The sequence below is a fragment of the Pseudoalteromonas sp. 2CM36K genome (assembly GCF_023161865.1).
Classification (GTDB): domain Bacteria; phylum Pseudomonadota; class Gammaproteobacteria; order Enterobacterales; family Alteromonadaceae; genus Pseudoalteromonas; species Pseudoalteromonas tetraodonis.
Window position 1 is genome coordinate 118,093 of record NZ_JALNTK010000006.1, and the last position, 23,680, is coordinate 141,772.

Annotated in this window: 20 protein-coding genes and 2 pseudogenes; 2 read left to right on the forward strand and 20 right to left on the reverse strand. The window is 38.6% G+C overall.

Annotation, left to right across the window (positions count from 1 at the left end):
- Positions 1-68: 68 nt before the first annotated feature.
- From MTN97_RS05450 to MTN97_RS05500, 11 genes and pseudogenes are all read right to left on the reverse strand, one after another.
- A complete protein-coding gene (locus MTN97_RS05450; protein ID WP_248473858.1) occupies positions 69-1,391 on the reverse strand; it encodes a Na+/H+ antiporter family protein in 1,323 nt (440 codons plus the stop codon).
- Entirely contained in the window at positions 1,388-3,361 is a 1,974-nt protein-coding gene (locus MTN97_RS05455) for a DUF3488 and transglutaminase-like domain-containing protein (RefSeq protein WP_248473859.1), read from the reverse strand. The genes MTN97_RS05450 and MTN97_RS05455 overlap by 4 nt, the downstream gene beginning before the upstream one ends.
- A complete protein-coding gene (locus tag MTN97_RS05460; protein WP_374274721.1) occupies positions 3,354-4,343 on the reverse strand; it encodes a DUF58 domain-containing protein in 990 nt (329 codons plus the stop codon). The genes MTN97_RS05455 and MTN97_RS05460 overlap by 8 nt, the downstream gene beginning before the upstream one ends.
- 4 nt (positions 4,344-4,347) lie before the next feature.
- Positions 4,348-5,253, reverse strand: a complete 906-nt coding sequence (locus MTN97_RS05465) for a MoxR family ATPase (RefSeq protein WP_138626588.1) — start codon at positions 5,251-5,253, stop codon at positions 4,348-4,350.
- A gap of 8 nt (positions 5,254-5,261) precedes the next feature.
- On the reverse strand, positions 5,262-5,645 hold the full coding sequence (locus tag MTN97_RS05470) for a response regulator (RefSeq protein ID WP_248473861.1): 384 nt from the start codon (positions 5,643-5,645) through the stop codon (positions 5,262-5,264).
- A 356-nt stretch (positions 5,646-6,001) separates the two neighbouring features.
- Positions 6,002-6,244, reverse strand: a pseudogene (locus tag MTN97_RS05475) (DUF1090 family protein); the annotation flags it as partial.
- Between the two features lie 207 nt (positions 6,245-6,451).
- Positions 6,452-7,421, reverse strand: a pseudogene (locus MTN97_RS18000) (ATP-dependent 6-phosphofructokinase).
- A 191-nt stretch (positions 7,422-7,612) separates the two neighbouring features.
- On the reverse strand, positions 7,613-8,185 hold the full coding sequence (locus MTN97_RS05485; RefSeq protein WP_013464932.1) for a tRNA-(ms[2]io[6]A)-hydroxylase: 573 nt from the start codon (positions 8,183-8,185) through the stop codon (positions 7,613-7,615).
- Between the two features lie 74 nt (positions 8,186-8,259).
- Positions 8,260-8,892: a sulfotransferase gene (locus MTN97_RS05490; protein WP_248473862.1), complete on the reverse strand. Its 633-nt coding sequence runs from the start codon at positions 8,890-8,892 to the stop codon at positions 8,260-8,262.
- A 6-nt stretch (positions 8,893-8,898) separates the two neighbouring features.
- The gene (locus MTN97_RS05495) at positions 8,899-9,798 is read right to left on the reverse strand and encodes a transporter substrate-binding domain-containing protein (RefSeq protein WP_248473863.1); all 900 of its coding nucleotides are present in this window, start codon (positions 9,796-9,798) and stop codon (positions 8,899-8,901) included.
- Positions 9,799-9,804: 6 nt separating this feature from the next.
- Positions 9,805-10,173: an MAPEG family protein gene (locus MTN97_RS05500; RefSeq protein WP_248473864.1), complete on the reverse strand. Its 369-nt coding sequence runs from the start codon at positions 10,171-10,173 to the stop codon at positions 9,805-9,807.
- 120 nt (positions 10,174-10,293) lie between these two features.
- Here MTN97_RS05500 and MTN97_RS05505 point away from each other — a divergent pair, with 120 nt between their 5' ends.
- Complete coding sequence (locus MTN97_RS05505; RefSeq protein WP_248473865.1) at positions 10,294-11,655, forward strand: DUF2254 domain-containing protein; 1,362 nt, start codon at positions 10,294-10,296, stop codon at positions 11,653-11,655.
- A gap of 86 nt (positions 11,656-11,741) precedes the next feature.
- Here the strand turns inward: MTN97_RS05505 and MTN97_RS05510 are convergent, their stop codons facing one another.
- The 3 genes from MTN97_RS05510 to ggt all read right to left on the reverse strand — a co-directional run bounded on the left by MTN97_RS05510 (position 11,742) and on the right by ggt (position 16,405).
- Positions 11,742-12,452, reverse strand: coding sequence for an SIMPL domain-containing protein (locus tag MTN97_RS05510; RefSeq protein ID WP_248473866.1), 711 nt, complete (start codon positions 12,450-12,452; stop codon positions 11,742-11,744).
- 111 nt (positions 12,453-12,563) lie between these two features.
- On the reverse strand, positions 12,564-14,258 hold the full coding sequence (locus MTN97_RS05515; protein ID WP_036982701.1) for an NAD-dependent malic enzyme: 1,695 nt from the start codon (positions 14,256-14,258) through the stop codon (positions 12,564-12,566).
- A 368-nt stretch (positions 14,259-14,626) separates the two neighbouring features.
- Positions 14,627-16,405, reverse strand: coding sequence for a gamma-glutamyltransferase (gene ggt, locus MTN97_RS05520; RefSeq protein ID WP_036982702.1), 1,779 nt, complete (start codon positions 16,403-16,405; stop codon positions 14,627-14,629).
- A gap of 97 nt (positions 16,406-16,502) precedes the next feature.
- Between ggt and rrtA the strand changes: the two genes are divergently transcribed.
- Positions 16,503-17,096: a rhombosortase gene (gene rrtA / locus MTN97_RS05525; protein ID WP_138626595.1), complete on the forward strand. Its 594-nt coding sequence runs from the start codon at positions 16,503-16,505 to the stop codon at positions 17,094-17,096.
- Positions 17,097-17,134: 38 nt separating this feature from the next.
- Here rrtA and MTN97_RS05530 read toward each other — a convergent pair whose 3' ends face one another.
- From MTN97_RS05530 to purE, 6 genes are all read right to left on the reverse strand, one after another.
- Positions 17,135-19,636 (reverse strand): prolyl oligopeptidase family serine peptidase, encoded by a 2,502-nt coding sequence (locus MTN97_RS05530; RefSeq protein ID WP_138626596.1) that lies wholly within the window; start codon positions 19,634-19,636, stop codon positions 17,135-17,137.
- 105 nt (positions 19,637-19,741) lie between these two features.
- Positions 19,742-20,911 carry an endonuclease/exonuclease/phosphatase family protein gene (locus tag MTN97_RS05535; RefSeq protein ID WP_138626597.1) on the reverse strand — a complete coding sequence of 390 codons (1,170 nt, stop codon included), beginning with the start codon at positions 20,909-20,911 and terminating at the stop codon, positions 19,742-19,744.
- Positions 20,911-21,840, reverse strand: coding sequence for a YeiH family protein (locus tag MTN97_RS05540; RefSeq protein ID WP_138626598.1), 930 nt, complete (start codon positions 21,838-21,840; stop codon positions 20,911-20,913). The genes MTN97_RS05535 and MTN97_RS05540 overlap by 1 nt, the downstream gene beginning before the upstream one ends.
- 4 nt (positions 21,841-21,844) lie before the next feature.
- Positions 21,845-21,958 carry a DUF2798 domain-containing protein gene (locus MTN97_RS18110; RefSeq protein ID WP_248530793.1) on the reverse strand — a complete coding sequence of 38 codons (114 nt, stop codon included), beginning with the start codon at positions 21,956-21,958 and terminating at the stop codon, positions 21,845-21,847.
- A gap of 69 nt (positions 21,959-22,027) precedes the next feature.
- Entirely contained in the window at positions 22,028-23,170 is a 1,143-nt protein-coding gene (locus MTN97_RS05545) for a 5-(carboxyamino)imidazole ribonucleotide synthase (protein WP_248473867.1), read from the reverse strand.
- A 2-nt stretch (positions 23,171-23,172) separates the two neighbouring features.
- Positions 23,173-23,655 (reverse strand): 5-(carboxyamino)imidazole ribonucleotide mutase, encoded by a 483-nt coding sequence (purE, locus tag MTN97_RS05550; RefSeq protein WP_036982714.1) that lies wholly within the window; start codon positions 23,653-23,655, stop codon positions 23,173-23,175.
- Positions 23,656-23,680 lie beyond the last annotated feature (25 nt).

A 23,680-nucleotide genomic window follows, 5' to 3' on the forward strand; every position in this document is an offset into this window, starting at 1 on the left:
GATAATGAGTAAAAGGAGGGGGTAAATTTCAAAATAAAAAGGCGTGCACAAAACACACCTTTTAAAAATTAAAGTACCATGGCGGCTATCCAGCCGAATACCAATAGCGGTAAATTAAAGTGAATAAAAGTTGGAACAACCGAATCCCAAATATGGTCGTGCTGACCATCAGCATTGAGTCCGGAAGTTGGCCCTAACGTGGAATCGGAGGCAGGGGAGCCGGCATCACCTAATGCGCCAGCAGTACCAACAAGTGCAGCGGTTGCCATTACGGAAAAGTTTAGCTCTAAACATAAAGGAACAAATAAGGTGGCAATAATAGGTACCGTTGAAAACGAGCTGCCAATTCCCATCGTTATAAATAAGCCGACTAATAAAATTACAGCCGCAGCCATCGGCTTATTACCATCAAAAATAGCGGCGCTACTGTGAACTAAGCTGGCTACGTGCCCAGTTTCTTTCAAGACTGCGGCAAATCCTTGTGCTGAGATCATAATGAAGCCAATCATGGCCATCATTGCCACGCCTTTACTAAATACGTCGCCGTTTTCTTCCCACTTAACCACACCAAATACACTAAATATAACCACGCCAACTAGGCCGCCTAATATCATAGAGCCACTGGCATTTTGAGCAATTAACGACGCAACTACAGCAAATAAACCAACCATCAATACTTTTTTGGGGTTATCAATTTCTGTTTGTTTACTTTCAACGGTAAGGGCGGTATTTGTATATTCTCGGCGTTTTCTGTAAGTCATAAACAGCGCAATTAACAACCCCACGAACATGCCAATAGCAGGAATGATCATTGCCAAAGGTACGCTGGTATTGACTATTTCAAGGCCATTATCCACTAGGTTTTTATGTAATATAGAGTATAAATAAATTCCACCAAACCCATAAGGGAGTACCATATACGAGGTGGCTAAACCAAAGGTTAAAATACAAGCAATAGCGCGTCTGTCTAATCGCAATTTGTTAAACACCACCAATAACGGGGGAATTAGAATAGGAATAAACGCAATATGAACAGGGACTAAATTTTGTGAAGAAATAGCACAAATCAAAATAATAAACAGAATAAAATAGCTTAGCAGGGTTTCGCTTGAGCCAGTTTGTGCGTTAACTTTTGCCAATAACTTCGCAGCTAAAATACGTGTTAGGCCTGACTTAGAAATTGCCACGGCAAATGCGCCCAACATAGCATAACTTAAAGCAATCTCGGCACCTGACGATAATCCTGAATTAAATGCATCGATGCTTTCTTTCAATCCCATGCCAGCGGTTAGTCCGGCAACCAGTGCACTTATCGTCATTGCAACAATCACATTTACACGGACTAAAGTGAGTCCAAGCATTAAAATAACGCCGATAATTACTGCGTTCATAGATTTCTCTGTTTTGTAGATTTAATTAATTTTATCAGATATTTAGCCTGATTTTTACGTTCTTTAGTAAATGGATGCCTTGCATAGCGCACTTGCTTAAATAACTCACAAAAAGCGGTTATTTGTTGCTCTGCATGGGGCGCTTGGTTGCTAATGTATTCTAAAGTTTGGGTTGGCGTGGCATTTTCAGGATAGCTAATCGCGTGTTTATTAGCCCAACGAATAATTTCATAATACTCATTGACCAGTGGCGGTTGTTTTATTGAGGCTTTAGGCCTGTTTAAATAAATAAAGTAAGCCGTAAAACTCAAAATTAAAATAATAATAACCCCAAGCGGCACCAGCCAAATAAACTTATTACCAAATAAGGTAGCAAATAAATCTTGTTGTTTGTCTTTATCAAACCCAAGTACCCAACTAGACCATTGATAATCTAAGTTTTCTAATTCAAGTCTAAGCCAATTAATGGCGGCATAGTTACTTAAACTAACGAGTCCAAAGTTAATATTATTTTTAAATTCGTCATTAAGAGTGGTGCTTTGTGACAAGGAGCCGTTTAACCGCTCGGGTGCGACAACCGCTGTGGCATCAAATACTCTCCAACCGGCACCGGTATATACTTCAACCCAGGCATGCGCATCGTATTGACGAATAGTCATATAATCACTGTTTTTATTTAGCTCGCCTCCTAAATAGCCACTGACAACACGCGCAGGAATACCTGCACTTCTAAAAATAAAGGCGGCGGCACTGGCATAATGCCCGCAAAAACCGCGTTTATTATTAAACATAAACTGATCGAGCGTATTTTCGCCGCGCATGGGGGTGGGTGTAAGTGTATAGCTAAATTCATTTTTTGAAAAATAGCTTAAAAGTTGATTAAAAAATTCATCAGCATTGGCGCTATTATTTTTTAATTGTTGCGCTAACTGCTGAGATTTTTGATTATTAGTAACAGTTAATTGGCTATAAAACCGCTGTTGGGACTTATTAAGCGATGTACTAGATAACGGTTCACTATTAACTGCATATTGTAAAACCTTGGATTTATATTGTTGTTTACGTAATAAACCTAAAGTATTGGCAATAACATTGGGGGTTTCACTGCTTGAAAAACCAAGCCCATATAGCCAATCTGAAATAGCAGGCTCAGCTATAACCGTATACTGAGCCTCATTTTCACTCGTACTTTTTTTAGCGGGTAATATCAACGCTTGCTTTAAAAAGGAGGATGTTTTCCACGCTGCACCATCAAATTCATCATGTACAATAGCGCGCCAATAATAGGGCTTAGGGGGTGGTGTACCATTAAATTTTGCTCTAAATACTAGTTCATCTGAATTTGATAACTTTGCTATATTAAACGGATCGACTTGTTCTGATAATCCTGTTTGTGCCATTTTGGGCCCAGGTAGTTGCCAAAATGCTGGAAGTTTAGGTAAAAATAATAAAAGTATTACGGCTAAAGGAAAAGCCAGTAGCATAATTTTAGCACTTTGTTTTGAAGAGAGTTTTAAGCTATGACTAGACTCTAATAACCCTAGCACCGCAAAGTTTAAAATATAGAAGGTGCTTATAACTAAGGTAGTAAAAATGGTTTGGCTAAACAAATATACCGCTGAGAGTGAAAAGAACGTAAGGGTAATGATCAATTGGTAATGCTGTTTTGATTTTGCCTGCAATAATTTAAAAACACACGACAATAACAGCATGGCTACAAACAATACAACGGTATCTTTAAAGCCTATGCTGCTTAGCATAATAATTAAAGCAATGGCGGCCAATCCATTAGCAAACCACGCGTTGGGTTTCTGCTTTTGTTTAACTGTTAAATAAACATTCCAGCCACATAACACGCTAAGCATTGCAATAAAGGGCAGGGGTAAGTGCTCTGTAAAAAAACTGACTAGCCCTAAATAAATAAACGATAGAGCAAAGTTAATAACGCGATGGTTTTTAATCTCATTCATTATCATTACCGACTTGGCTTAACGCTTGTAAACAGCGCTGATGATGCAGCTTGCCTGAATTGCTGGCGATTAATTTATTAGGAAGTTTTAAAGAATAATTAATGTCACTTTCAAATGCTTGGCAAACTAAAAAACAGAGTTGCCCTAAACGCTGTTCGGTATCGCCCGTGACTAAGTTAAAATCGAATTGTGCATCGGCTGATTTAAAATCACTAAATTGTTTTACAAGTAATTGCTGTGTTTTTGCATAGTGCTTCCATGATATTCGCTGTAACCCCATTTCTGGCAAATGAGTAATTAAACTTTCAAATTCATCGTCACCTTTATGTTTTTCAGTGCCTTCATCGGTATTATTTGCAACTAAGTTTGGGTGTTTTTGATTTGTTGTTTTAATTATTGACGGATAAACATACACCACTTTATTAGGTTGTATATAACTCCACACACTGACTAAACCAAAGGGGTAATTACTGGCAATTTTTATTGGCTTTAACTGATAACAGCCTCGCTTGGTATAAGGTAATGATAATTGACATTTTATTGCTTCATTTTTAACGCGCGTAATGTAACACGCATTTTTAAAATCATTGGGGTAACTTAATGTAACTGATTGACAAGGATCATCGGCTTCTATTTGCCAAACTAGCTGTGGTGTCTGAGGCGCAAAACTGTCAATGGCGTATTTAAAGCTGACAGTTAAACCTCTGGCATTACTGTAGCCCAATAACAATGCAAAAATTATAATCACAAACATTAAATAAGCCATAAACAGAATTAAATTATTTTGATAATTAATCCCCATTACAAAATTTAATGATGCAACAACGCTAAAGTAAACGCCAAGCGTGGATGGTAAAACATAAATAGTATTATGTTTTAAGGTGATGCTATTTTTTTTGTGCTTATTTTTTAATAAGGCCGTTAAAATCGCGCTTTTTATATCGTGAATAAAAGTAGGGCGCTTAAATTTATAAATACGCATTTACCTAAACGGGCACTAAAACATGTTGTAAAATGGCCGCTATTTGTGTATCGCCCGCATCACTATGTAAACCTAATCGATGCTGACACACACTTGAAAAAACAGCTTGTACATCTTCGGGTAATACATAATCACGGCCTTCAATATAGGCCCACGCTTTGGCCGATTTAGCCAGTGCCATACTGGCTCTTGGGGAAAGCGAAGTCGTTAATGTTTGAGACTCACGAGTATAAGTCACTAACTCAATTATATAATCAACCACCGGCGAACTTAGCGTGATATTTGATATAGCATCTTGAATTTGCTTAAGTTGATGTTGTTCAATTCGCTGCGGTAACTGCGAATAGTCACGTTTTTGATTATTTAACAGTAACCGTTTTTCTGCATCTTTAGGTGGAAACCCTAAACTAATTCGCATCAAAAAACGATCTAGTTGTGATTCTGGTAACGGGTATGTACCTGCCTGATATAATGGATTTTGAGTCGCAATTACAAAAAATGGAGTAGGGAGCGGGTACTTGTCTCCATCTACTGTTACTTGATGTTCTTCCATCGCCTCCAATAAAGCACTTTGTGTTTTAGGACCCGCGCGATTTATTTCATCAGCAAGCACCACTTGGCTGAAAATTGGGCCTTTATGAAATGAAAAACTATGTTCATTATTATTAAATATATTGGTGCCAATAATATCAGCGGGCAATAAATCGCTGGTAAATTGTATACGCTGATAAGATAACCCCAGTACTGCAGCTAATGCATGCGACAAAGTGGTTTTTCCCATGCCAGGTAAGTCTTCAATTAGTAAATGGCCTTCACTAAATAAACAGGCTAACGCTAATTTTATTTGTTGTTGTTTACCAAATATAACGGTAGATAGGTCATCAATTATTGTCGTAACAATGTGCTGCATAATTTCCTTTAATCTATGAGTTCTAAACGTTTCATTACCGCATCAACTTTTTGCGCGTTAAAAGGCTTAGCTATAAATTCTTTTGCGCCTAGCTCCCAGCTATTTTGCACTGTTTCAAAGCTATTGTGGCCTGAACACATAACAACATGTGCATGAGGGTGTTCGTTGTTAATTGACTCTAAAATTTCAATGCTTTCAGAATCAGGTAAATCAACATCTAAGAATATAACGTTGGGTGATTTTTCAATAAGCAGAGGTTTAGCACAATTAAAATTATCGCACTCAATAATGTCATCAAAACCTAAACCAGCTAATACTTGGCTTAAATCAGCGCGGATCTGTTTAACATCATCAATAATTAAAATTGGTTCGAGTGGGCGTACAAATTCCATATGAATACTTCAACGTTTTTTACGGCTTGTGCTTTAATATTAAGCTAAGCATTAAGGAACCTCAAGGTGATAACTATGAATAACCAGAATAGTTGTTTAGAGACACTTAATGTCCGATACCGTCTAGTATTGGACTTAGCGAGCTGCAGCTTTTAAAATAGAGCGCTGCATATATATAGGTATATTACTACCTATAATTTATATTATGTTAAATAAGGTTAAAATGTACTTAATCAAACTAACTATCGGCAATTACGTCACTTATAAACACGGTATTTTAGCCCTTTTATTCGCACATTATATATTTATAGTAATATGCTCTACTTTATTAAATATAAAAACGCTGTAATGACATTTTAATTAATCAAACTATTTAGCTCATTAATTAATTGCTTAAGCTGTTTAGTTTCGTCGTTTAGCTTTTGCTGATACTTTTCAACTTTGTCATGCTTACCTTGGCGCTTAGCTTTTTTAATATCGGTTTTATATTCTTCAATTTCTGAATTTGTATCATCTATTTCTTGCAACTCTGCTTTTAATCCATCATGGGTACAATATGCGTTTATGTTATTGAGTGATATATTAAGACCTGCAGCTTGATGTGAATTACCTTAGCGTTTTGCAGTTTATAACTGGTGGTTAACTTCACAGGCTTTTTTCGCACATCCCGTTAAATCTGCACAATCATCTTTGGCCAATACGACTGTTGAACCGGCAAATAAAAAACTTATTGTAATACCTTTAATAATTGTCATTTTATAGTTTTTATTATCTCGCGTTATTAATTATTCCTATTTAATTCATCGCTAGCGGCAAAATACAGATAACAGCCCTTGCAGCTCTTCATTTATAACATGTTGTTTTACAACATCTTGCATAGGAGTATTTGATACTTTGTTATTTAAAATACCCACCATTTTAGCGCTTTCTCCAGCACATAAAGCCTTAACACTGTGTACGCCTAGTCTTATTGCTAACATACGATCCGCTGCAGATGGATTACCGCCGCGTTGTAAGTGCCCTAGCTTAGTTACGCGCAAATCTATACTGGGATTAACGGTACTTATTTTCTCACATATATGCTCAACGCCAATTTCATCACCTTCAGAGACCACCACAATAAAAGCATGCTCACTGTGATAATCGCTAATTTTTATTCACTAAATAAGTTATGTCTTCATCACTTTCAGGTATTAATATCGAATCGGCGCCAGAGGTTAAACCGGCATAAGTGCCAATATAACCAGAATCACGTCCCATTACTTCAATAACAAACACCCTATTATGTGATTCTGCAGTATCTCTAATATTATCAATACATTGCATTGATGTGTTTACTGCGGTATCAAACCCTAAGGTGTAATCTGTACCCGCAATATCATTATCAATAGTGCCTGGAATGCCTATATACGGTATGTCAGTAATTTGTGATAACCATAAACACCCTCTAAAGGAGCCATCTCCACCTATCACAATTAAGGCGTCAATATTATTATGTTCAATTGTGGCTAGTGCTTGATTTCTACCAGCATCACCTCTAAATCTTTCACTACGCGCTGTTTTTAACACAGTACCACCTAAGTGCATGGTTTGTTGTAGGTTTTTGCAATCAAGTGTCACTAAATCATTATCAATTAAACCCTCGAACCCTTTTCGAACGCCCGACACTTTTATTCCGTGTTGTTGAGCGGCTTTTACTATGGCAAATAATGCGGTGTTCATCCCAGGCGCATCGCCCCCTGAGGTTAATACGGCAATGTGTTTAATTGGCTGCATCGGTTCACATCCTTCGATAAGCTAAACTTTAATAATTCATAATAGCTGTTTATGAGTAGGCTGTGTAAAGTAAGCGCAGTAAAGTTGATCTACTTAGGGTTTATTTGATTGTTTAATCAGTATGAAGGGAGCAGTTATAAATTGAAAAGTTGGTATGTTGTTTTTGCTTTTAAAACAACATACCGTAATTTTTAATGGAGAGCCGCTGTAAAAGGAATATTTTTACAAATTTCGGCTTCTATTGTTAGTAACTCGTCTAAGCGTTCGTCAACTTCTTGCTTATCAAAGTATTCGTAGGCGAGTTCCACAAATAAATTTTTATGTTTTTCTTCTGATTTAGCAATTGCGACATAAAAATCTTTTTCTTTTCCTTCAGGTAGTGCCTCGGCAACTAAAGAAAAACGTTCATGTCCCCTCGCCTCAATTACCCCACCTACTAATAATCTGTCCATTAAAAAACCGTCACGACCATGCCTAAAGTGTGCACGAATTTGTTTAATGTATGGATCTTTTTTATCATCACCCAAATTAGTATCGCGTTCAATTAATAGTTTAAGCACCTGTTTAAAATGAATTAACTCTTCAAGAGCTAAGTCAGTCATGGCTTTAACTAATTTACGCTTATCCGGATAATGTGAAAGCATTGACATAGCCATGCCAGATGCTTTTTTCTCAGCAGCAGCGTGGTCTTGTAAAAAGGTTTCGAAGTCCGCTAAAACAACTTCGGTCCATTCAAATGGCGTGTGGTATTTTAATTCAAACATAGGGATACAATTTATAAAATAATGCGTGGATTTTAGCGTATTTAAAAATAAAAATCTTTGGTTGCGATTTAAATTTAACTTTCATAAGGCAAAAACTTATCAATCCGCCCTTTTGCCGTCGACTCAATTTTTAATGGGTGCTTTATATCATTCCATGCAGTGACTTTACCGCCCATGTTCATTTTTCCAAAGCCAGCTAAGCTGCTGGTAATATTTAAAAACTCACATAGCTTATTAAAACTCTCGGGATTTGCTATATCAATGGCTAAAAAATCATTAGGCCGGTCAGCAAAATAAGCATTAGCACTATTAAAATGAGTGTTATAACGATTAGTTAAATATTCATCCTGATTAATGTTTTCGAGTGAAAAATCATTAAACGTATTTAAATAACAGCGCTTTAAATGAATATTAAAGCCCCCATCAGCACGCGTTAAATTAGTATGCATACGCAGTAAAAGCTGTTTGATTGAAGGCAGCCACGCGCTAAGTTCTCGCTTTAAATATACAAATTTAGAACCTGGGTAATATTTATCTAATGTTTGATAATCGTTATATACAGGTGTGTCTGCGATAGCCACCGCATTTTCAAAACAAGCGTTAGTGTAAGCAGTATGGGCAGTAGGTATACCAAAATCTAAAAATGCATTACATACGCTAGTCGTCCCAGTGCGTGGTAAACCAATAATAAATATTTTTTGTGTCATGGCGTTTTAAATGTCTTTTTCTGAAAACCAAAGTGATGCATCATTAAGGGGTGTTAATGCGGGTAACTGATTGTTTTTTAATTTAATGATAATTTTATTTTTTATATCTGCATGCTCAATCGCACTGCGATGATAAGCCTTAAACAAACGATCAAACTCACCGTTTTTACGCATAATAGCTAAGCCTTTCTCAACCGCTTGCGCTATTTCGGGCTTTTCTTTACTAAAAAAGAAGTAGATTGCACTTGGGTATTGCAACAAGAAGTGTGGCACTATCGTGAGGTTAGCACCGGCTTCATCTTTAAAGGTATTGAGCTCAGTTTCAACCTCTAACACAGAACGAGGAAATACATCACCTCGGCCTTTTATCAACATATTAAATAACGAACTATATTCGATTGATGTCGATACAGTTAAGCCGTTATCCTGCAGTATTTGTGTGTCAGGCCAATCATGCCCTTGAATAAAGTGTATGCTTTTAAAGTCGCTCAGGGTATTGATGTTTAATAAGGTATTCACTTTATCCTGTGTAGTTACCAAAACACGCCACCCATATAACCCCTTAAATATAGGCACTCTAACGGGTAGTAATTGTTGCTCACGCTGTTTAGAGGTCATGGTCCAAGCTACGTTTATTTCATCATTATGAAGAATTTGCTTTAACGCGCGGCTCTGTGGCATCGAAATACTTGAGGGTTGTAATGTAAAATTTTCTCCGCTGAATTGCAGAGCTGTTCTTAATAGTACTAACGGGTATAATATTTCATCTTCATCACTGCGCATTGTTTTGGGGTATACAACATGCAAACTAGAAACGGTGTTTTTGCTATTATTTTCTATTGCCCATGCAAATGATGTCAGTGAACTGAAAAAATATAAACATGTAAAAAAAATAGCTAACCGCATAATCGTTTATCTACTTAAAAGTAATAACACCGCGCTTACTATCACAATAGCAAAGGTGAACATCATGCTCAATCCACGTGCCTTTAAATTATTGTTAATAATGGCAGAACTATGAACAACACGGCTGATAAATAATAAACCGCCTAGTGCATGTACATAATGACTAGCTAACCCTTGATACTCCAATAAAAAAACTAAAATTAAGCTAATGGGCACGTACTCAATAAAATTACCATGCGCTCGGGTTGCACGTTCAAGCGTGGTATTACTGCCATTACCTAACGAAATCCCTTCGGCTTTACGTATTTTTATAACATTAACACTCAAATAAATATAATAAAGGGCCAATAAGGCCGCATAGCTAGATATGATCACAGTATAGTCCATTTAATTTTTCAGCAATAATAACACATAAGTTAAGCGGTAAATCAGTAGTTTTATCATGAACTATGCTAGAGTAATTTATACATTGGAATAGTAATAAGTAAGGATAATATGTATTTAAGAACAAAAATCACCAATCACTATCGTGAAATAATAAACAGTATTGGCTTTTATCCCTCGCTCCTGTCTGTTGCGTTTTTAATTTTTGCTGTACTCACTATGTCTGTTGAGTATTTAGCCCCTATAGAGCAATTTAAATCATTAATCTCATTTGTATTAGTAGACAGTGCAGAAAACGCACGAACCATATTAAGCACCTTAGCTGGTAGTATTATTTCGTTAACCGTATTTAGTTTTTCTATGGTGATGGTGGTTTTAAATGCGGCCAGCGCTAGCTTGTCACCCAGAGTCGTTCCTGGGCTTATTACCCGTAAATCGCATCAAATGGTATTAGGGTTTTATTTAGGCAGTATTATTTATTCTATTATAATGCTCATTAATATTAATAAGTTAGATAACGGAAATACGGCAATACCCTCATTAGGGGTGCTCTTTGCATTAATTTTTGGTTTGATTTCTTTGGGCTTGTTCGTTTTTTTTATTCACTCTATTTCAAAAGCAATTCAGGTTGATAACGTATTAAATGGTTTATTTAGACAAACCAAACAAGAGATCCAAGACATCATCAACAAACAAGACAATAACCCCGTTGATAACTTACCTGAATTTTCAAATTGGCATTCAATAAAAAGTACTACTGAGGGTTACTACAAAGGGGTTCACACAAATAAGCTGTGTGCTATTTTGGCTGAAGAAAAAATAGAACTTTTTATTACCGTTAAGCAAGGTTACTTTACCGTTAAAGGCTACCCTTTCTTAAAGTGTAATAAAGACATTTGTGAAAACGAAGAGTTAATAGAGAAAATCTTAGACTGCTTTATTTTTTATATAGAAGAATACATTAGCGATCATTACCGTTATGGATTAACCCAAATTTCTGAAATTGCGGTAAAAGCAATGAGCCCTGGGATTAACGATCCGGGCACAGCGGTTAAAGCTATTGATATGCTGAGTATTTTATTGATTGCTCGCCTAAAGATTAATGCGATTAACTACGCGTATTATCAACCAGAAGAAGCCCCTTTGCTCTATTTTCATGAAACCAGTTTTGATGAATTACTGCACGATAACTTCACTCCTTTGCGTAATTATGCCAAAGCAGATGCCTATGTAATGACCAATGTTATTGAAGCATTTAAAAATATTTTGTTTATTGCCAACGAGGATGTTGAAGCTCGAAACAGTGTGTTTAATTATTTAGGTGCCATTGTTGATGATATTAATCAGCACATTTGTAATGAGTATGACCGGCGAGAAATTAGAAATATGCTACAAGCAATAGTGCGAATTAGTGAGTTACAAGGTAAGCAGTTGGTGGCACGTTTTGAGCAGCACCAACCTATTAGCGAGTAAGCTCTGTAGAGCTATTTATTCTGCCGAGGGGCAAAGAGTTATCGCTCCTCGGCAGCGCCTATTTGGCATTGAAAGATCATCAAGCCCTAATCTATATAATAAATTGCATAGCTTGACGCGCTAATAGTAATTTCACCCGCATGATAGGCTTCTGGGACATAATTACCAGGTGTACTGTCTGCCATCATTACTTTTTCACTTCGCATGTACGGTGTAGATGGCATATCAAGCGGGGTTAACGACGCGCTATATAAGCCTTTTAACTCTACATCAAAGTCGTCACTTAGCTCTTTTGCCGCGACTTTGGCTTGTTTAATTGCCATTTTTTGTGCTTTTTTATGCAGCTCATCGTAGTTGCTAGCTAAAAATTGTGTTTGTCTAATTTCATTAATGCCATTATTAACTAAGCTCTGAAGTAATTCAGGGTATTTATTAATTGCAGAGAGTTTAATGGTGAGCGTTCTTGATACTTTAAAGCCAGTAAACTCTTGTTTACCTGTTTCACGATTATATTGGTTATCACGGTATATAGAAATTTGACCGGCATTAATATCCGCATCATCTACCCCTAGTTTTTTTACTAAACTTATTGCACTGGCCATAGTGGTATCGGTTTGTTTTTTTGCTGCAATTAAGTCTTTATCTATTTCAGTAATGCCCACCGTTAATAAAACATGATCCGGCATCGTCGTTACTGAAGCTTCACCTTTAACATAAATATGCGGCTCTTCTGGGGCGTTGCTTGCATAAGCTGATGTACTGAGTAATGCGGCGGTTAAAATCGAAAGCGTTTTCATAAGTCTATCCTTTTAAATTTGATTGCCTCAGTTAACACCTTATGCGGTTAATTAAAGATGAACAAGCATAAAAAAACAGGCAAAAGCCTGTTTTTTTAATCTCTACTGTAATTAAATGCTGCAACGCTTGTAGTTACGGTATTTTGGTAACCAGTAGTTTTTGTCGATGGCTGCCCACAGCGCATCGTCTGAAATTTCAAGGGCTACGCCCTCTTCAATTGCTTTTTTAGCCACTGCAAACGCAATACGTTTACTAAGCGTTTCAATTTCAGTCAGTGCCGGTAGTAAGCTGCCTTTACCTGTATTAGCTAAAGGTGACGACTCAGCCAACATTTCGCTCGACATTATTAGCATCGCATCGGTAATACGGGTTGCTTTGGCGGCAATAACACCTAAGCCAATACCTGGGAATATGTAACTATTATTACATTGTGGAATTGGGTAAGTCACACCGTTATAAACAACTGGGTCGAATGGGCTGCCAGTTGCAACAATTGCTTTGCCATCGGTCCATTTAATTACATCTTCTGGATACGCTTCAACTTGCTTAGATGGATTACTTAACGGGAAAATAATTGGCGATTCACATTTAGCATGCATAGCGCGAATGACTTGTTCGGTAAATAAGCCAGGTTGGCCTGATACACCAATTAAAATATCTGGTTCAGCACAATGCATTACATCTAATAACGACGCGTATTCACCGCTGTAGATCCAATCAGCTAAGCAGCTAGTTGGTTGTGCAAGCATTTGTTGAAAGTCACGTAAGCCTTGCATACCATCTGTTAATAAGCCAAAACGGTCAACCATAAAGACTTGGCTACGTGCCTGTGCTTCACTAATACCCTCAGCAACCATAGTGCTAACGATTTGTTCAGCAATACCACAGCCTGCAGAGCCTGCGCCTACAAAAACAACTTTTTGAGTTGATAATTTAGCACCTTTAACACGACATGCTGCTAATAAAGAGCCCACAGTGACCGATGCAGTTCCTTGAATATCATCATTAAAACTACAAATTTCGTTGCGGTAACGCTTTAATAATGGCATTGCATTAGGCTGAGCAAAATCTTCAAACTGCAATAACACATTTGGCCAGCGACGTTTTACTGCTTTAATGAATAAGTCTAAAAACTCATCGTATTCATCTTGTGTAATACGTTTATGGCGAGCACCCATGTACATTGGGTCGTTTAATAATTTTTCGTTATTGGTTCCCACATCGAGCATAACCGGTAACGTATAAGCTGGGCTAATACCGCCACACGCGGTATACAAAGAAAGTTTACCAATTGGAATGCCCATACCGCCAATACCTTGGTCGCCAAGACCTAAAATACGCTCACCGTCGGTAACAACAATCACTTTTACTTTGCCTTTTGTGGCATTACGTAAAATATCGTCAATGTGAAAGCGATCTTCATACGAAATAAATAAACCACGGGCACTGCGATAAATATCAGAAAACTTTTCACAGGCATCACCCACTGTTGGGGTGTAGATAATAGGCATCATTTCTTCGATATGATCGCGCACTAAACGGTAAAAAAGCGTTTCGTTATTATCTTGAATGGCGCGTAAATAAATGTGCTTATTTAAGTTGTCGTTAAAACTTGAGTATTGTTGGTAACAACGCTCAACTTGCTCTTCTATTGTTTCGTAACGAGGAGGAAGTAAACCAGCAAGATTAAAGTTTTCACGTTCTTTTTGGCTAAAAGCACTTCCTTTATTCAATAGCGGGGTTTCAATTAGGCCTGGGCCAGAATAAGGAATATAAAGATAATTTGGATCGGTATTTGTAGTCATATTTCCAAGCTTTACTGAATCTTAAGTAATGATCTGCCATTATCATTGTTAAAGGCTAAATTGCAATGACATTTAAGCTTGTCAGACCATTGAAAATTTACAAATACAAGCGCTACTTTAGTATAAAGTCACTCATATTTGGTGAATATGTTAGCAGGCTGTTGTGAATTTATAAAAATTAAAAACGGGCATTAGACCAGCGTTTGCTGTGCAATGGTTACAACAATGTCAGTTATTTTTTAGATCTGCTAATTTTTTACATTAGTTAACATACTATTTTCAATCAAATAATCATTAACTATTAAGCTATTACATAAATAACAGCAGGTAATACATTAGCTGCAAACCTGCTGTTGATTATACATGTTTTAGAATTTAAATGAGGCTTTATTATTACTTAAATCCGATAATGCCATCCCTTCCCTGCGAGGATCGGCGGCGCCATACAAACGGTTATTTTTAACTTCTACCGCATGCAGTCCAGAGTTTAAGTCAATCACGCGCACATCATGGCCGCGCTTTTTAAGCTTTGGTACCACCGCTTCAAGTGCAGTGCCTTTTTCTACGCTGGTGTAGTCGTTGCGATTAGTGGTTCGCGGTAAATTAATGGCTTGTTGCGCGTTTAAATTCCAATCTAAAACGCCAATAACAACTTGCGCTACATAATCAATAATGCGACTACCACCAGGAGAGCCAACCACTAAACGTAAGCTCCCATCTTGATTAAATACCATTACGGGTGACATTGAGCTGCGCGGACGTTTATGGGCTTCTACTCTGTTAGCCACTAACTTGCCATTTTTACGCGGCGAGAGTGAAAAATCAGTCAGCTGATTGTTTAAAATGAAGCCATTAACCATGACCGTCGAACCAAACGCCATTTCTATAGAGCTGGTCATCGAAACAGCATTGCCTTTGCTATCAACAATCGAGACATGTGACGTAGACGGAAGTTCAAAAGAGTCATCATTTGCGTAGCTTAAGTAATCAACTGGATCACCAGGAAATGCTTTTTTATCTTCTTCGCTAATTAACTTTGCGCGGGTAGCGATGTAATCTTTGTTTAATAACTCCTCGGTAGGGACTTGGGTAAAATCAGGATCGCCAATGTATTTATTTCGATCAGCAAACGCAATGCGCGATGCTTGGCTAAAGTAATGAATAGCCTCTGCGCTATTAGCTTTAATATTGGCCATATCTTTATGTTCAAGCAAGCCTAAAATTTGTAGCACCGCTACACCGCCACTACTAGGTGGTGCCATTGAGCACACTTTGTAAACGCGGTATTTAATACATACAGGGGCGCGCTCTTTGCTGGTGTAGTTAGCAAGATCTTGTACAGATAATTTACCCGGGGCAATTTTTGATTTCTGCACTGCACTTACCATGGCTTTTGCATTATCACCTTTATAAAAAGCATCAATCCCTTGTGAGGCAATGTCTTTGTATAAATTAGCAAGCGGCTGGTTTTTTTTAATACTGCCTACTTTGATCACTTCACCATTGGGGAAAAAATACTCATTGATCACCGGCATACTCATAACACCCGGGTTTAACTGCCTAACGAGTAAGCCATGTAATCGTGGAGATACTTCAAACCCTTGTTCGGCTAGTGCAATAGCTGGCTTAAATAACGTTGCCCATGGCAAATTACCATATTGTTTATGGGCACTGGCAAACGCATGTAAAATACCTGGTACACCCACAGAACGACCACCTACAACTGCTTCAATCCATTTAACAGCTTTGCCATGTTCATTTAAAAACAGGTTTTCATCGGCATTACTGGGGGCTGTTTCGCGACCATCAAAACTGGTGAGTTTATTGTTAGCTTTGTTGTAATACATCATAAACGTACCACCACCAATGCCTGATGACTGCGGCTCAACTAATGTAAGCACTAATTGGGTGGCAATTGCGGCATCTACGGCGCTTCCGCCTTGGGCTAAAATGGCCTTTCCCGCTTGTGAGGCATAAGGATTTGCAGCCGCAACCATGTATTTATCGCCAGGTACTAATTGCTTTTGTACTACCCCTGTGGCGGCTTCTGGTTCACGGGTTTCAATTTGGCTTGCTTGCTGTGCAAATAAAGGGAAAGACAGTGCACTTAAAGAGAGAGCAAATAAAGAGTTGAGCTTAAAATTCATAATTACTGATTAAACTTAAATTGCATGGAAGATAATTGGCATCTTAAAGTTAAACAGGCACAATATGCAAAAATAAATATAAAAAAATGATCATTAAATGCTTAATTTACCCCTTCAGCCGCGTTATGTTTTACCCCCCTTGTGTTTAATTGTATTAAGTACGCTCTTAGCATGGCTTGGTATGAACAATGAGCTTGAGTTTAATCGCCCATTAATTGAACAAGGCCAACTGTGGCGTTTATTCACCAGCCAATTTGTGCATGCTAACTGGGCACATTTAGGTTTAAATTGTGCCGGTATAGCACTTATTTGGTTGCTTCATGGCGAATACACAACGCCTAAGCATTACAGCTTTAATGTTGCACTCCTTGCGCTTTGGTGTGGCTTGGGGGTTTATTGGTTTTGTCCAACAATCATTATTTATACAGGGCTGAGTGCGCTATTGCATGGCGTGATCGTGTGGGGGGCGATAAAAGACGTCGTTGTTGGGTTAAAATCAGGTTATGTCTTGTTTATTGGCGTATGGATAAAGCTTATTCTTGAGCAAGTTAATGGTCCAAGCGCAGAAATTGGTCAACTTATTCAATCAACGGTGGCCGTTGATGCGCATTTAATTGGCGCAATTGGTGGGGTTTTATTAGCTGTGCCGCTGGTTGTAAAACACATCAAAAACGATAATAAACACAGCTAAAAAAACGCCACATAAGTGGCGTTTTTATTTTTAGTCGATTAAAGCGTTTCTTTAAACAGTTTATAAATTCGACGGTATTCATCTAACCAGCTCGAAGGCTGAACAAAACCATGCGGTTCTACTGGGAAGATTGCTGTTTCAAAGTTTTCTTTTTCAAGTTCTATTAAACGCTGTACTAAACGTACTGAATCTTGAAAGAACACATTATCATCAACCATAGGCGCATTTATTAATAAATGCTTTTTAAGCCCTTCTGCATAATAAATAGGTGAACTACGCTCATAGGCAATCGGGTCAACATCAGGGTGATTCAAAATGTTAGCCGTATAACCTGTGTTGTAATGAGCCCAATCAGTCACTGGACGAAGCGCTGCACCTGATTGAAACAAGTCTGGCGCGGTAAATAACGCCATGAAGGTCATAAACCCACCATAAGAGCCACCGTAAGTCCCTACCGATTGGGTATTAACATTGGCATTATCCGCCATCCATTTTACGCCATCGGCTAGATCTTGTGTTTCAGGTGTTCCCATTTGGCGATAAATAGCCGTTCGCCAATCACGACCATAGCCTTTAGATGCGCGGTAATCCATATCCATTACTACATAACCTTCATCTGCTAGTAATGAATGGAACATAAATTCACGGAAGTAGCCAGACCACCCCATGTGTGAATTTTGCAAGTACCCTGCACCGTGGTTAAAAATAACCGCTTTGCGGGTTTTGCCTGTTTCACCCTCTTGGTAATCAGCGGGGTAATAGACTTTGGCGTATATGGGCTGATCTGTATGACTTGATGGCACAGCAACAATTTTAGGCGCTGTGAGTTTTTTAGCTAAAAACGCATCAGATACCGTATTGGTTAAACGAGTCGCGGTTGTGTTTGCTTTAGCCTCTGCCACATAAAGTTCAGTCGGCATAGTGATTTTAGAATGTCTAAGTAATAACTTAGATTGATCAGGGCTTAAGGTGTAATCCGTCATACCGTTTAAGTCGGTTACTTGCTCACTAACACCTGTTTGTGGATTAACGCGGTATATTTCGTAAAGACCCGGATGCTCAATATTCGCTTTATAGTAAATAGCACTATTGTCATCAGTAAGGGTTAAGTCAGACACTTCAAACTGACCTTGTGTTAAAGCTATAGCTTTGCCATTTAAAGGTTTTTTATAAAGCTGACTGTACCCCGACTCTTCCGATAAATAATAAAGCGTGGTTGAGTCATTTAACCAACCAAAGTCGTTAAACGCATACGCAATCCACGCATCGTCATGTAAACGGTGTTGAGATACGAGTTTGTTATTTTCAAAATCAACGGTGGCCAACCAACGATCTTTGTTATCCCATGCTTCAAGCATAATCGCCACTTGGCTGCCATCATCGTTCCAGCTGATAGGCGATTGATCCCATCCCCAGTCTGAAATTACATTAATGCCACGCGGTTGTTTCTTAGACTTATACGTTTTGCCATCGCGGGCATAGTTTTCTTTTTTAATCTCAGCGAGTACATCTTCATCAAAACCAGGCAAGGTATTAAACCCTAAAGTAGTTTGGCTTTGATCTGCAAGGTTAATATAAATAATTTCAGAAGTTTGCTCTTTAGCGTCAGCCACACGACGGCGAACTTTTTTAGGCTCTATAGTCGCATCATCAGTGATGTAGTTAGGCATAATGTCGCCTTCACCACGCCATGAACTTTTTTCTTGAACAACCACAATTAACGCGTCGCCATTTGGAGAAAGCTGGGCTTCATCAACCGTGTTGCCATCGCCTAAATAGTAATGCGTGTTGGCAATTGAGCTATTTTGAGTTTTGACTTGCTCATTTCGCGCATACTTGTCTTGTTTGTTTTTATGCTGCAGTGCAATGTAATCAATCAGCTTATGTTGTTCTTTGGCAATATAAGTTGTTGGCTCTTTTACGCCTTGTGGTTTGTCAGCCAGTTTTAAATTAGCAATTTCACGGGTTAAACCTGTGGTTAAATCTACTTTAAAAAAGATATTACCTTGGCGATACGCTAAGTTACCATCGTTTAAAAATTGTGGCTTTGACTCGGTGGCTGAGCTTTGCGTAATTTGCTTAATTACGCCTGACTGTACGTTTTTAATAAATATGTTGCCTTCAAACACATAAGCTTGAAGTGATTTATCGTTAGAAAAAACAGCTTTACTTGAGCCTACGCTGTGAAGCTGATTTAAAGCCACTTGCTCTGCTGTTTGAGCGTTTACAGCTTGAGTGAATAAATCTCTTAGCTCACTACCTTGTTGTTTTCGCGCGTAAATAACAGTACTTGAGTCAGCACTCCAAAATGCACCTTGCGGTTGACGTCCAATCCAATCAGGGTGAGCCATCGCTTGTTCAAGCGTAATTTTTGAGACACCTATGTCTGCAGGTGTGTTAACAACACTTGCAACCTTGGTATTTGTTTGAATAGCTGAGTCATTAGAAGTTGTGGCGGTTGCTGTACAGCCCGCTAACATAACACTTGACGCAACAGCCATTGCAACAAGTGTTTTAGAAGATGAAAATTTAAAAATCATAGTGCTTCTTGACGGTTATTATAATTAACCGTATTTAAGCAGAAGCACCTTTATAATTGCAATTATTTAAGATAAACAACGCTGATATCGGGGTGAGTAACCCGTTTATTCAACCGTTAAATCAAGCCATACCATACGGTGGTCACTTGATGCGTTTCTATCTTTGATTAAACGGTACAATTCGCTTTGTTTTTTCGGCCAAAATACGCCACCATCTTTAATGGTTAGTCCATAAATTGAAGGCAGAACATAATCAACGCGTGCTTGCCAATTAGCAGTGTAATTTTTAGCATAAGCTTGTGGGTATTGCTCTTTAGCGCCCTCACTGGTTGGAATAAAACCGGCATTAATCATCGGGCTTTTAAGTAACTGATCTGTTGTATTTGTGCGCTTTTTATCGCCCTCAGGGGCGGCATTTAGGTCACCTAAAATCACAAAGCGCGATTTTGCTGCAAGCCCACCCTTTTTACCGTTATCGTCATACAGGTAACTTTCGTTATTAACGTAATCGGCAATTAATCTAATTTCATCATGGTTACGAATGCCGTTTCTGTCTTCATCTCCATCAAACACAGGAGGCGTAGGATGCGAGGCTAACATGTGAACGACTTTATCATTTACTTTTACCGGTATATCCCAAAACGATTTAGAGCTTAAACGTAAAGCATTCCATTCTTCTTCGTTATACCAATTTGTATTGTTTTTTGGGTCTACCGGCATTTTCACATTCGGTAAATCTTTGTGCTTAAATGTTTGCAGAGTTCTGATGTTGTCAAAATCAATCGGGTAGCGAGATAAAAACGCCATTGCGTAATGGCCTTCAAAAAAACCAAAGCCCTGTGCATCACCCATTACACCGGTTTTTTTGCCGTTATTGTCCAAGTCAAACTCAGTTGCTAAGCCTGTGTTAACTGGTGCAATGTAAACATAAGGGTAATCGATAGCCGCTTGATCATTTTGCCCTACATTTAAGTAATGGGTTTTAAAGTATTCGATCCCTTGTGATTTAGGGACGTAGTCGAATTCATTTAAAAGCACGACATCTGGACGAACGCGTTGAATTATTTCAGCAATATTTTTAATTTGCTGGTGGTCAGAGCGCAGCGCGTTAACTAAGGCATCGCTTTTTACTTTTTCATTTTTAGCGGTGTAATTGGTTGCATCCATACTGACATTAAACGTTGCGACCCGTAATGACTCTGCGTGAACATAGCTTGCTGAAACCAGTAACAATAAAAAGCCACCAATAATTTTAATACCGAGATCATGTCTCATTATATGAATCCATCTATGATTAATAATAAAATAACACAGCTAACCACGATCCAAAGAATCACAGCCATTAAAAACGGTTTAATTCCCGCTTGCTTTAGTACCGATAATGACAAACCACTGCCTATTAAAAACAATGTCATCACTAGTATTTGCTTCGCTGCAATGTTTATCAACTCCCAATAAAATGAAAGCGACGGCACATAGGTATTAATTAATGCGGCTAATAAGAAGCCTACAATAAATAATGGAATACTCGCCTTTTCATCTGAGCGCATAAACACACCCGCAAGCGTAGTATATGGAATAATCCACATAGCACGAGTAAGCTTCACTGTTGTTGCTATGCTCAGTGCCACTGCACCATAAGTAGCCGATGCACCTACCACGCTACTGGTATCATGAATTGCAAGTGCAGCCCACAATCCAAACTGCTCTTGGGTTAGTTCAAAATAATGCCCAATTGCAGGGAATAATAATAACCCTACACCATTGAGTAAAAATACGATAACCAGCGCCACAGCCACTTCATGATCTTTGGCTTTTATAACCGGTGCCATGGCCGCAATAGCGCTACCACCACAAATAGCGGTTCCAAAGGAAATTAACACGCCTGTGTTACGATTAAGTTTAAACACTTGAGTTAAAATTTCGCCAAGCCCAATTATGGCAGTAATACTGACAATTGTTAACACTAAAGAGCTGCGACCAACCTCAATTACCTGATTAAAATCAACAGCAAACCCCAATCCCACAACTGCTAACTTTAGCATCCATTTACTGGCCTTTTGTGATAACTCAACAAACGGGTTACCCAAGGTAATCGCAAATAACGCCCCCATAACCAAGGCACTACCAGCGCCAATAAATGGAGTGATACACAAGGCCAGTAATATTATAAATACAGGTTTATGTAATTTAGCGATAATCATAACGTTAAGCGCGAATGAGTTTATTAGTCAGTTTATGGACAACGGGGGCAACAAATATAACCGTTGGAAAGGCAATACAAAAGGCACAAACAATAATACAAAACTTTGGGTGGATCATTGAAAAGAACCTTTAGAAGGTAAAGCGATAAATTGAAGTTAAGTTCAATTTATCGCTTTGTTTTTTAACTTATAATAGCGATTTGCTGGTAGCTAATACACCGGGGTAATCTTGCTCTGGCAAACACATTGCGAGTTCACCAAGGCGTTCACCTAATTGCTGTAAATTATCAGCAGATACATTAATGTGGCCCATTTTGCGACCTGGTTTTACACTTTTACCGTACCAATGGCTGGTTACATCTGCTGTTTTTAACACATCAATAGGGATTTGTGGTTGGCCTAATACATTTATCATAGCAGTAGGCTGCTTAATTTGCGTACTACCTAAAGGTAGGCCGGCTACAGCGCGCATATGGTTTTCAAATTGCGAGCAATGAGCACCTTGTTGCGTCCAATGGCCTGAGTTATGAACTCGCGGCGCAATTTCGTTAACTAATAACGTACCCTGTACATCAAAAAACTCTATGGCCAGTACACCTACATAATTAAGCTCATTTGCAATTCGGGTAAATGCTGAGGTTGCTTGACTCTCGACTAAACTATTATCTTTACCGGCTAGTGAAAGCGTTAATACACCATTGGTATGTTGGTTTTCAGTAAGTGGATAGATTGCAACGTTACCCTCTTTGTCGCGCGCGCCAATAATAGATACTTCACGATCAAAAGGGATCATTTTTTCTGCAATTATGGTGTGCGGAGCGTGCTCAGTGCCTGATGCAATAAAATCAGCCATTTCAGCCCAAATCTGTTCAATTTGATCGTCTGATTTTAAACGCCATTGGCCTTTACCATCGTAACCCGCTTGGCATGTTTTAATGACTAATGGCTTACCAAGTGTTTGAACCGCGAGTTCAAGATGCGCTTTTTCTGTAATTAATTGATATGGCGCGCATGCAACAGCGGTTTTATCGAGAAGCGCTTTTTCAAGCGCACGGTCGCCACCGGTTTTAATGGCTTGTTTGCCCGGATAAAACTTATTGCTATTACAACACTGTGTAAGTACATCATCTGGAATATGTTCAAACTCGGCCGTAATAGCATCAGCGTTTTCTATCGCTTGTTCGAGCGTTGTTGGGTACACTTCGTTTGTAAGCGGATGCACAATCTTTTTGCTGCCTACATCATAAGCAACCACATTTAAATTAAGCGGTGCACCAGCTAAGCTCATCATTCGTGCTAGCTGCCCTGCCCCTAAAATTAAAATATTCATGATCACTCTGCAGGATTTGGGTTAGCTAAAACAGTCTTAGTTTGTTCTTTACGGAACGCTTCGATTTTTGCGAAGATTTCTGGATTTTGACATCCTAAAATTTGTGCCGCTAATAAACCTGCGTTTGCAGCACCGGGCTCACCAATAGCAAGAGTACCTACCGCAACACCTTTTGGCATTTGGCAAATAGATAACAGAGAGTCTACACCGTTTAGCGCTTTAGATTTAACAGGTACGCCTAAAACTGGCAGAGATGTAAACGCCGCCGCCATTCCCGGTAAGTGCGCCGCGCCACCTGCGCCAGCAATAATAACTTTAATACCGCGTTCTGCGGCTGAACTTGCGTAATCGGCAAGTAATTGAGGAGTGCGGTGCGCAGAAACCACTTTAGTTTCATACTCAATGCCAAATTTTTCTAGCATAAGGGCGGCGTGTTCCATGGTTGGCCAATCTGATTTAGAACCCATAATAATGCCAACAGTCATAAATACTCCTCAGTAATGTATTTTA

What these genes read in the sequence shown, in the direction of transcription:
- MTN97_RS05535 (WP_138626597.1), bottom strand. Translation starts at nt 20,911, where the DNA reads ATGAGACATGATCTCGGTATTAAAATTATTGGTGGCTTTTTATTGTTA.
- MTN97_RS05495 (WP_248473863.1), bottom strand. Translation starts at nt 9,798, where the DNA reads ATGCGGTTAGCTATTTTTTTTACATGTTTATATTTTTTCAGTTCACTG.
- MTN97_RS05545 (WP_248473867.1), bottom strand. Translation starts at nt 23,170, where the DNA reads ATGAATATTTTAATTTTAGGGGCAGGGCAGCTAGCACGAATGATGAGC.
- MTN97_RS05450 (WP_248473858.1), bottom strand. Translation starts at nt 1,391, where the DNA reads ATGAACGCAGTAATTATCGGCGTTATTTTAATGCTTGGACTCACTTTA.
- purE (WP_036982714.1), bottom strand. Translation starts at nt 23,655, where the DNA reads ATGACTGTTGGCATTATTATGGGTTCTAAATCAGATTGGCCAACCATG.
- MTN97_RS18110 (WP_248530793.1), bottom strand. Translation starts at nt 21,958, where the DNA reads ATGATCCACCCAAAGTTTTGTATTATTGTTTGTGCCTTTTGTATTGCC.
- MTN97_RS05470 (WP_248473861.1), bottom strand. Translation starts at nt 5,645, where the DNA reads ATGGAATTTGTACGCCCACTCGAACCAATTTTAATTATTGATGATGTT.
- MTN97_RS05530 (WP_138626596.1), bottom strand. Translation starts at nt 19,636, where the DNA reads ATGATTTTTAAATTTTCATCTTCTAAAACACTTGTTGCAATGGCTGTT.
- MTN97_RS05485 (WP_013464932.1), bottom strand. Translation starts at nt 8,185, where the DNA reads ATGTTTGAATTAAAATACCACACGCCATTTGAATGGACCGAAGTTGTT.
- MTN97_RS05505 (WP_248473865.1), top strand. Translation starts at nt 10,294, where the DNA reads ATGTATTTAAGAACAAAAATCACCAATCACTATCGTGAAATAATAAAC.
- MTN97_RS05510 (WP_248473866.1), bottom strand. Translation starts at nt 12,452, where the DNA reads ATGAAAACGCTTTCGATTTTAACCGCCGCATTACTCAGTACATCAGCT.
- MTN97_RS05540 (WP_138626598.1), bottom strand. Translation starts at nt 21,840, where the DNA reads ATGATTATCGCTAAATTACATAAACCTGTATTTATAATATTACTGGCC.
- MTN97_RS05460 (WP_374274721.1), bottom strand. Translation starts at nt 4,343, where the DNA reads ATGCGTATTTATAAATTTAAGCGCCCTACTTTTATTCACGATATAAAA.
- MTN97_RS05515 (WP_036982701.1), bottom strand. Translation starts at nt 14,258, where the DNA reads ATGACTACAAATACCGATCCAAATTATCTTTATATTCCTTATTCTGGC.
- rrtA (WP_138626595.1), top strand. Translation starts at nt 16,503, where the DNA reads ATGCTTAATTTACCCCTTCAGCCGCGTTATGTTTTACCCCCCTTGTGT.
- MTN97_RS05490 (WP_248473862.1), bottom strand. Translation starts at nt 8,892, where the DNA reads ATGACACAAAAAATATTTATTATTGGTTTACCACGCACTGGGACGACT.
- MTN97_RS05465 (WP_138626588.1), bottom strand. Translation starts at nt 5,253, where the DNA reads ATGCAGCACATTGTTACGACAATAATTGATGACCTATCTACCGTTATA.
- MTN97_RS05455 (WP_248473859.1), bottom strand. Translation starts at nt 3,361, where the DNA reads ATGAATGAGATTAAAAACCATCGCGTTATTAACTTTGCTCTATCGTTT.
- ggt (WP_036982702.1), bottom strand. Translation starts at nt 16,405, where the DNA reads ATGAATTTTAAGCTCAACTCTTTATTTGCTCTCTCTTTAAGTGCACTG.